At 51.9% G+C, this 8,328-nt stretch carries 10 protein-coding genes and 1 pseudogene; 6 read left to right on the forward strand and 5 right to left on the reverse strand.

Features of this window, described 5'->3' with window-relative positions:
- Nucleotides 1-153: 153 nt before the first annotated feature.
- Nucleotides 154-1,191, reverse strand: coding sequence for an AI-2E family transporter (locus tag E5K03_RS08760; protein WP_138006477.1), 1,038 nt, complete (start codon nt 1,189-1,191; stop codon nt 154-156).
- Between the two features lie 326 nt (nt 1,192-1,517).
- On the opposite strand from E5K03_RS08760, the gene E5K03_RS08765 reads away from it, so the two are divergent.
- Nucleotides 1,518-1,910 (forward strand): hypothetical protein, encoded by a 393-nt coding sequence (locus E5K03_RS08765; protein ID WP_138006478.1) that lies wholly within the window; start codon nt 1,518-1,520, stop codon nt 1,908-1,910.
- 150 nt (nt 1,911-2,060) lie between these two features.
- Here the strand turns inward: E5K03_RS08765 and E5K03_RS08770 are convergent, their stop codons facing one another.
- Nucleotides 2,061-2,870: a high-potential iron-sulfur protein gene (locus E5K03_RS08770; protein WP_138006479.1), complete on the reverse strand. Its 810-nt coding sequence runs from the start codon at nt 2,868-2,870 to the stop codon at nt 2,061-2,063.
- A 365-nt stretch (nt 2,871-3,235) separates the two neighbouring features.
- Between E5K03_RS08770 and E5K03_RS17195 the strand changes: the two genes are divergently transcribed.
- The 4 genes from E5K03_RS17195 (at nt 3,236) to E5K03_RS08785 (ending at nt 5,874) form a co-directional block, all read left to right on the forward strand.
- Nucleotides 3,236-3,379 carry a hypothetical protein gene (locus E5K03_RS17195; protein WP_171006646.1) on the forward strand — a complete coding sequence of 48 codons (144 nt, stop codon included), beginning with the start codon at nt 3,236-3,238 and terminating at the stop codon, nt 3,377-3,379.
- 54 nt (nt 3,380-3,433) lie between these two features.
- Nucleotides 3,434-3,847: a GlcG/HbpS family heme-binding protein gene (locus E5K03_RS08775; protein WP_138006480.1), complete on the forward strand. Its 414-nt coding sequence runs from the start codon at nt 3,434-3,436 to the stop codon at nt 3,845-3,847.
- Between the two features lie 645 nt (nt 3,848-4,492).
- Complete coding sequence (locus E5K03_RS08780; RefSeq protein WP_138006481.1) at nt 4,493-4,954, forward strand: DUF2267 domain-containing protein; 462 nt, start codon at nt 4,493-4,495, stop codon at nt 4,952-4,954.
- Between the two features lie 341 nt (nt 4,955-5,295).
- Nucleotides 5,296-5,874 (forward strand): HdeD family acid-resistance protein, encoded by a 579-nt coding sequence (locus tag E5K03_RS08785; protein ID WP_138006482.1) that lies wholly within the window; start codon nt 5,296-5,298, stop codon nt 5,872-5,874.
- Nucleotides 5,875-5,957: 83 nt separating this feature from the next.
- Here the strand turns inward: E5K03_RS08785 and E5K03_RS08790 are convergent, their stop codons facing one another.
- Entirely contained in the window at nt 5,958-6,200 is a 243-nt protein-coding gene (locus tag E5K03_RS08790) for an amphi-Trp domain-containing protein (protein WP_137198245.1), read from the reverse strand.
- Nucleotides 6,201-6,206: 6 nt separating this feature from the next.
- Nucleotides 6,207-6,626, reverse strand: a complete 420-nt coding sequence (locus tag E5K03_RS08795) for a CBS domain-containing protein (protein ID WP_138006483.1) — start codon at nt 6,624-6,626, stop codon at nt 6,207-6,209.
- A 299-nt stretch (nt 6,627-6,925) separates the two neighbouring features.
- On the opposite strand from E5K03_RS08795, the gene E5K03_RS08800 reads away from it, so the two are divergent.
- Nucleotides 6,926-7,336 (forward strand): universal stress protein, encoded by a 411-nt coding sequence (locus E5K03_RS08800; RefSeq protein WP_171006647.1) that lies wholly within the window; start codon nt 6,926-6,928, stop codon nt 7,334-7,336.
- Between the two features lie 904 nt (nt 7,337-8,240).
- Here E5K03_RS08800 and E5K03_RS08805 read toward each other — a convergent pair.
- A pseudogene (locus E5K03_RS08805) lies at nt 8,241-8,328 on the reverse strand (IS6 family transposase); the annotation flags it as partial.

Raw genomic sequence — 8,328 nt, forward strand, 5'->3', positions numbered from 1 at the left:
TTTTTATTCAGAAGACACATTACCTCACTCTGACACTCAGTATCTAGCCATTATCATCGGGTGTCCACACTGTAGGTGGATCCGAAGCCTGCTAGAGGAGATGTTAGACTCCAAACTGCGTCAATTGCGCTACAGATGACGGAGACGGTTGTGCTAGTTGGCGATCGGTTTCGCGTACTCCCGGGCAAATAGATCGAGTACGATTTTCGCTCCTCCGAGGACCACAGGGCCGATAAAGAGGCCAATGGCTCCAAACACGATGAGACCCCCAAAGATGCCAACTACGATAGTCGCCGCATTCATCGCCCCGCTCCGACCGATGATTACTGGCCGGAGGTAGATGTCAGAGACACTAATGATCGACCCGTACACCAGTATCGCGCCCGCTGCTAGGGGTCGATCGATCAAGAACAGATAGGCTGAAGCCGGCACCCAGACACCGAACGCACCGATGAGCGGGAGCAACGTGAGGACGAAGGTTGCAACAGTCAAAAAGACCACTCCCGGCATCCCAACAACTGCGAGACCGATCCCCAGTAGTACGGCTTGGATGCCCGCGACAATGACATTACCCACGACAGAGGCCCACATCAGGTTGTCGAGTTTGACGTACAGATCCCGCTGGACACGATTGTCGATCGGGACAACAGATTCCACCCACGAAACGAACCGATCGCCGTCGTGTAACAGGGCGAAGAGAACGAAACCGGTCACCGTGAGCCCGATCAGCACGCCCGGGAGGCCGCCGATAATCGAAAGTGTGCCAGTGGCAAGTCGCTGCAGGGTCTGTGTAATCGTCCCTTGATACGTTGAGTACAGCAGGCTAAGATCGACGGCGAATCCCATGGTCTCGAATTGGTCTTGGATGTATTCTGGACTGAATGCTCCATCCTCAATTGCGGAGATAAGCGCCAGGCCTTGCCGAAATGCGATAGAGAGGACGTAGACGACCGGAATGAAAAACACGACGATCGACATCGTGATCGTGCCGACTGCGGCCACCTTCGAACTCAGCCGCTGTTCGAGTACCTCTTGGATGGGTGCAAGAACGTATGCGAGTACGATCGCGAACAGGATGTACTGCAAATATGTGAAAATGAGCAGTCCGGCAAGCACTGTGCTTACTACTGCAAAGATCGTGAGTGCAATTCGGTGTGAAGACTGTTGGGGTGAGTTGCTCTGCGTGGTCATACAGTTCTCTTACACGTCAGGAGTTATTATCTTCGTGTCGTCGTTGATTCGTCACATGAGCCAGCAGATGAAATTCAAGCGGAGTGATATGTTTGAAGCTGTTGTATTCGTTAGCAAATCATAAACCGAAACCCACGTAGTAAATACAGAGTCCAGATTAATGATGCTATCGAGCAAACAATCACAGACGTAATCGCGTATCTGCCGACACTCGTTTCGGTACTCGTCATCCTCGTTTTGGGTATATTATCGGTCGAATCGTCGGGAGTGTTGTTACGCCCCTTGTTCGTGGGATCGGGATCAGTGAGTACGCGAGAGGGACCGCAGTGGAGAATGTCGGGAGCGGTGATGGCGATGCTATCGCGAAAGCGCTTGAGATGGGTGTCGCGTACTACATCTACTTCATGGCGTTGCTTGACGCGGCGGATGTGCTGGGGATTCCACAGCTCACAGAGTTGCTTTCAGACTTGGCGACGTTCCTACTGATCGTCTTAGCCGCGCTCGTCGTGCTTGTCGTCGGCTTCGACATCGCCATTGCCACGAATCTATTCACCGCCTTCATCGCGGCCTTCTTCGGCGCGCTTGCGCTCGCGGTGGCGATCGGAATCGGCGTGGCCGTTGGCCTTGGCGGACGGGACTATGTTGCTGAGAATATCGACGAGTGGGTAGACTCAGCCGTCAGTGCGATCAAAGAGGACAACGTTCCCGAGATGGAGTGAGACCAGTCCGTAAGCCGACTGGATCTCTTACACGAGTAGGGAAAGATCACCTCACAGAGATATTATTATAGGATAGTTGAACCCCTGTAAAGTGACAGAGTAGAATCGGCGGACGATTATTGGTGAAAAGGTCGGAGGAAAGAACGCTACTTAGACCTCTTCACTGACGGGCTCCCAGATTGAACACCAGTCTTCGACTGCAATGTATCCCTCAACCTTCGCACAGCCGCCCCACATGTCGTCGTTCTTGTCGAGAATAAATTCTGCACAGTTTCCGCAGGACTGTCCTGGTTGCGCAGGCCCGTCTGCGATCGCCTCGACAGACTCCATCAACAGTACATCCTCTTGACTTTGAAGATCATCAGGATCCCGCTCTTCACCAGCCTGTGAGGTCGCCGTCCGGTACTCCGCTGGAAGCTGGGCTGTGGCCAACTCCGCTTCGGACATCCCTTCGGGGACGTCAGGTTCGGGTAGTACCTCATAAATTACACACCAGTCCTCACCGTCGACGTACCCCTCAACCTCCGAACATGCACCAAAGGTGTCACCGTTTTTGTCCACGATGTAGTCTGCACAGTTCGCACAGCACGTCCCCGGCTGGTGTGCGTCGTTCTCCTGTGCTTCCTCGTACTCGGAGAAACGAACGTCAGCTTTGATCTCCAACTCGTCGGGATTGCGTTGTTCACCCCCAAGTGACATCGCAGAGATGTACACGTCGGGTACGGGGCCGCGTTCGAACTCCTCCGCTGACACCCCCTCCGGGCGTTCCCCGTCTCCATCCCCATCGTCGGGGTCGGTTGTCCCGTCTCCATCCCCATCTTCGGGTTCGGTTGTCCCGTCACCATTATCACCGGCACATCCGCTTAACGCTGCGATACCGACCGTCGCCACGAGGTAATTCCGACGACTCCACATGTCGTAGTTCGATACTCGGTTGTACAGGGAAGTCTCATTGGACATACTAGAATAGCCAACTCTTGTATGTAAAATCATTAAGGATTTTCTCACTAAGTGAAAATTCCTCCCTATTCAGAAACAGAGTTATCAAAAAAAGTACGTTAACTACTGAGGATACAACGACAATGACCACACTGTTGGTTGATACTGCGACAGCGCTGTCCATCATTCAGGTGACAGCGACACGAAAGCGCGATCCGAGAATTACGTCCCGAGTCGTGAAACAGAACACAGCGACAATCCTGTCCTGAGTAGGAACAGAAGATACGACGACTCAAAGCTCCAGCAGTTCGCCCCTAGCCCCGATATTCGTGCACGTATCAGGCACCGAGAGTTCATCCCACTCAACACGACCTAACACCAGTCACATGACTACGATCGAGATTAGTGGGGAGGCAGTCGATCGACCGTACACGACTGACCTGAACGGTTCATCCCGTACTCAGATCGTCAGAAACCATATCAACCACGCAACGAAAGAACGCCAGCAGACGAGACGATCGACCGGATAGTAGCCCATAGATTTATTCTCTGTCCTTCTGATTTTGCGTACGGAGCAAACAAATATGACAGAAGTGACACTGGAGACAGCAAAAGCGCTCATCGCAGCGGCAGAAGACAAAGCAGTTGAGATCGACGTCCCAATGTGTGTTGCGGTGGTGGACAAAGGTTGTAACCTCGTCGGCTTTCACCGAATGGATGAGGCACTCATCGCGAGTATCGATATCGCACAAAACAAAGCCTACTCGTCGGCATCGTTGAAATTAGACACACAGACCATCCACGAGGTGTCACAACCGGGAGAGTCGTTATATGGACTGGGGAATACGAACGACGGGCGGATCGTAACGTTCGGCGGTGGATTTCCGCTCAAAGACGAGGATGGCACCGTCGTCGGAGGTGTCGGCGTCTCTGGGGGCAGTGTCGAAGAAGACAGGGAGGTCGCACAGGCCGCCGTCGACGTCTTCGAAAACGCATAGCCAATTGCCACTGTTTCGCCGGACGGATCGATACTGACGTCAGATTCCGTACGTCGATCGATAGAATGACATCTGTCGATCGAACCTCGCGTGTACAATTGTCCCAGTCAGGGTGGTAAAGCCGATCACGACTGTGCAGATACTAGATTACAAGATCCGCGTCGGCAAACGTATACGATTTTCATTCAAGCACCTCGGTACGATACATTGAGAACGGAGGGTAGTGTCCAGAGCAACTCAGTAACGAGGTTCGACACCGCTTTTTCAGGCACAAACACGAACCGAGTGAAACCAACGTCTCTGCAGACTGAATTACTGTGCGTGTACCCACCTACGTGATCGACTAGGTCCGGACCTAGTCGAGAATTGGTATTCGTCACGCAGTTCAAGATCGGAATGTACAGGATTACGCAGATACAATTATACAACTGGCTGTCGTGATCTGAGGTGAGGGCCGATGCCAATAGAAAATATCGTAGAAACAGGAGTACTCACAGCTCAGCGGGATCGACCGGCGGGGAACGAAGCCACGGTGGTAAAAAAAGAGAGTCTCGGGAGTGTGATTAGTGATCGGAATCGTTACCGGGTCCGCAATCTGGGCAGCCGAACTCAAAGGAACGATTTCGTTAATAGAGGGGAGAATCCATGAATTTCGACGAGTTCACAGGAGAGATACAGCACCGACTTGAACTTCCGGGTACCGGTGAGACAGTACGCGCAATACGGGCGACGCTCCTGACTCTGGGACAGCGAATCCCGGAAGGAAACGCCGAGGACCTTGCCGCGTCACTTCCGATGGAGATCAAATGGTACCTGACCGGAGCCGTCCACGAGCACGGCCAACGATTCGACTGGACGGAGTTCGTCTCTCGAGTCAGTGAAATAGAGGGAGCCGATCGACCAGATGCGGCCTATCATGCCCAGGTCATTATGGATTTCGTAGGGACGCTTGTGCCCCCATCAGACCTACAACAGCTCAGGGACCAACTCCCGGAAGATGAAGACGACGAGAACTGGCAGAAACTCTTCGAGGTGATCGATGCCGGGGGCTGGGGAGACGCACAGGAAGCGCAAACGGGTGGAGGACCACAGCAGGTCGATGAGTAATAGTGGATTCTGTATCAAGAGGCGGAAACAAATCGAAGCCAACGGAGTGATCCATCGAGGGTTCCTTTGATCGACCTGGGTGACTCGCTCAATCAGTGAGCAGACTCATGAGGCGTACTGACGACAGTTATCCGAGGGATGCGCTGCGGAATCGATCGAGTCGTCTCAAACGATCGACTCAGGAATAACTACCGCGGTTCCAACTCAGACAAAAACGTCACCCTACAGTCGAATGAGACGTACTCAAATTCGTCAACAAGCGCCAATGTTTTGAGCCCCACACTGTGGTACAGAAGGGCGCAACGGTTATACTGTTTACCAGCTTAAACGATCACACGACAATGAGCTCCGCGAATAGAAAAATATCAGGAGAACCGATTGCGCCAAGGCGCGCAGTCGTCGGTGGTATCATACTTGCACTCCTCGGGGTGTTGGCGATCATGTTCCCGTTCGTTACCGGGTTGTCACTGTCGATCCTACTCGGCGGTGTGCTGATGATCGGCGCACTCGTGCATGCTGCCCACGCTTTCGGGCGCGATCGGACTCGAGGGTCGCGGCTCTTGCAAATCGTCCTTGGCGTGTTGTATGGGATCGCGGGCATCAGCTTACTTGTTAACCCTCTGTTCGGGCTCGTCACGCTGACGCTTCTCGTTGTCACTTTCCTCTTTCTCGACGGGATCGTCGAGATCGCATGGGCGATACAAGCGCGCGGCCAACAGCACTGGGCGTGGCTCCTCGCCAGCGGCGTCATCTCGCTGGTTGCCGCCGGCCTGCTCTGGATGGGCTTGCCGAGCACCGCGATCTGGGTGGTCGGCTTCCTGTTCGGTGTGAACTTGCTTGCAACCGGGATCGCTATGGCAGTTTACGGGCGAGGCGTCACAGCCGTCAGCATTGACGATAGGACTTCGATCAGCGGCTAAATCGCGACGACGGATTTTGAGAGTAATAAAAACTACTAAAATACCGCACGAGACAGAGAGGCGAGTGTCTGGCTACCAGGGTGCTACTTCGTCCACCTGATCTCGTATTCGAGTTCGTACCGTTGGTCTCCAGTTTCCGAATCAGTGAGGCGTTCGAGTTCGACTTCGAATTTCGGATTCTCCGGGATGCTCACTGTCTCTTCGTCGGTATTGTTCGTGAGTTCGACCGTTCCCGATTCGATTTGATCTGCAGCATCGCGTAACGCTTCTGCGATCTGCGTTCTTGTTTCCTGGTGTTCGGTTTTGTACAGGACTTCTTCTGGCATTAGTTATCAGTACTCCGGCCGCTGGGCTCTAATGATATTTCCGAGGTGCTGTTGTTCGTCGGCGAGTAACTCAGTCATGTCATCAGCAGTAATGATTCCGACGAGAGAATCACCTTTACAGACTGGAAGCCGCCGGACTCCGTGTTCGGCCATTAGACTAGCCGCTTCGTAGAATCCAGCATCGGGTTCAGCTGTACAAAGGTCAGTGGTCATCACGTCCTCAGCAGTCTGACTTGCCAGATCGGCTTGTTCTCCCAGGATACGAACGGTCAGATCTCGATCTGTGACGATCCCAACTGGTGTGTTACCGTTCGTAATGACAACACTTCCGACCTTCTCTTCGGCCATGATCGTGGCGAGATCGGTGACCGGCGTTTCAGGAGGCGCTGTTATGGCATCGCTTCGGGCAAGGTCTTCGATAGGCATTTTGATTCACCCAGTTGAAAGTTCGAGGTGAACCGTATAATAGATTATTATAGTTCCTGTTTTGTGAGAACTGCGAGGCCTACAGCTGTAGCTCATTCGACGACATCCGCCGACGGATCGAAACCGTGGACGAGCAGGTTTTCTCACGGAGTACTGACCAGTAAAGGATGGTAGATCGATCCGCTGGCGAAGAGATGCATGTAACTATTCTATTAGGTACCGCTATTACTCCTGCTCGGGTGGGGAAAGTCCGACAAACTGTGGTAAGTATTTTATAATATGAGCCGACTGGTCGAGTCATGAAGGATGTGTTAGTCCCACTGGATGGGTCCGCAGCATCGGAAGCAGCCCTCACTGAAGCGTTTGAACTCTTTCCCGAAGCGAAGGTTCACGTGTTCCACGTGATTCAGGTTACGGAGTTTCCTCGGGACAGAACTAAATCCGCGTACGAGCTTGCAGCTGAAAAGGGGATAGAGATACAGGAGAAGGCTGAACAGATCGCTGCAGAGCATGGGCGAAATATCGTAACGGACATGACCGAAGGTAATGCTCCACGATCGATCGTACAGTACGCCACAGAGAACAACATTGACCACATCGTTATGGGCAGTACTGGTCGCTCTGGACTCTCGAAGGTGTTACTCGGGAGCGTTGCTGAGTCAGTAACACGGCGGGCACCCTGTACCGTAACGATCGTGCGTAAACGGTAATGCGATAGCAGAGCGGATATAGCGGCTAACATAGGGTTGATTCACATTCGACTTTCAACGACAATGCGCCTCAGGGCTTGTCCTGAATACGGTTCACCATGGCAGGTAGCGTATCGTTTTGTCGTCAACTGTGGGCGAAAATTATTATAGTGTGCCTCAGATTGCATTGCCAAGTGCACCAGTTAGAACGAGTAACACCGTACTTACCGCAGCAATCGTGATAGTATTATCGAACAACCCAAGCCCAAAGCCACACACCCGGGAAGTACGAATGGTTGCCACGGTGGAATTCGATCAGGGACGACCCCAGTGTGTAAAACATCCTCCCAAAGATTGGTAAAAAGACTCTCATGAGAGTGCCTGCAGCGTCACCGGCTCGGAGTCTGGGATCGTTAATTGCTCCAGCACCACGGTAAAGAGACAGTCTGAGAAGAGATAGGTACTGTAAGACATCTACGAAAACAAGATCACGCATCCGTGGTAATACAAGATTACTCACACTACTCTAGAGATTACATAGATATGTGTGTAATGGAGTTAGTTTTCAATTAATCGGGTTTACAAGCTGCTTATGTCAGACGAAGATTAAGTGGCCTTTGTGTAAGTTGGGTAAAATGCGTAGAGACTTGCTCAATAAGTTTTAACGAGACGTAAAAGTAACATGGCAAAAGGAACAGGCAGCCGTTGGCGAGACGTAGGTGTCTTGTTGTACGCCAGAAATCGGTGATTTCGGGATATTAGCCAATTGTATCACTTTAGTTACAATTCGGTTATCCATTCTGCAGTCGATTGCCGTTTATATATATATATTTTATTTAATATATACTGAAATATCATTTTTATATTAATTTTTCATAGTACACAGCAAAGTATATTATTTGATTCGTATATCTCGCGGCACTGTCTAGTTGAGCACCTCCTCAGCAGGAGTTCGTCCATCTAATGCCTGGTTCGGTCGATCGTGATTGTAGTGATATCTGAACCGCCGCAGC

The organism is Halalkalirubrum salinum (genome assembly GCF_005543295.1).
Taxonomy (GTDB): domain Archaea; phylum Halobacteriota; class Halobacteria; order Halobacteriales; family Haloferacaceae; genus Halalkalirubrum; species Halalkalirubrum salinum.

Coding starts and splice junctions, on each gene's coding strand:
- E5K03_RS08760 (WP_138006477.1), bottom strand. CDS start 1,191: ATGACCACGCAGAGCAACTCACCCCAACAGTCTTCACACCGAATTGCA.
- E5K03_RS08770 (WP_138006479.1), bottom strand. CDS start 2,870: ATGTCCAATGAGACTTCCCTGTACAACCGAGTATCGAACTACGACATG.
- E5K03_RS17195 (WP_171006646.1), top strand. CDS start 3,236: ATGACTACGATCGAGATTAGTGGGGAGGCAGTCGATCGACCGTACACG.
- E5K03_RS08775 (WP_138006480.1), top strand. CDS start 3,434: ATGACAGAAGTGACACTGGAGACAGCAAAAGCGCTCATCGCAGCGGCA.
- E5K03_RS08780 (WP_138006481.1), top strand. CDS start 4,493: ATGAATTTCGACGAGTTCACAGGAGAGATACAGCACCGACTTGAACTT.
- E5K03_RS08785 (WP_138006482.1), top strand. CDS start 5,296: ATGAGCTCCGCGAATAGAAAAATATCAGGAGAACCGATTGCGCCAAGG.
- E5K03_RS08790 (WP_137198245.1), bottom strand. CDS start 6,200: ATGCCAGAAGAAGTCCTGTACAAAACCGAACACCAGGAAACAAGAACG.
- E5K03_RS08795 (WP_138006483.1), bottom strand. CDS start 6,626: ATGCCTATCGAAGACCTTGCCCGAAGCGATGCCATAACAGCGCCTCCT.
- E5K03_RS08800 (WP_171006647.1), top strand. CDS start 6,926: ATGAAGGATGTGTTAGTCCCACTGGATGGGTCCGCAGCATCGGAAGCA.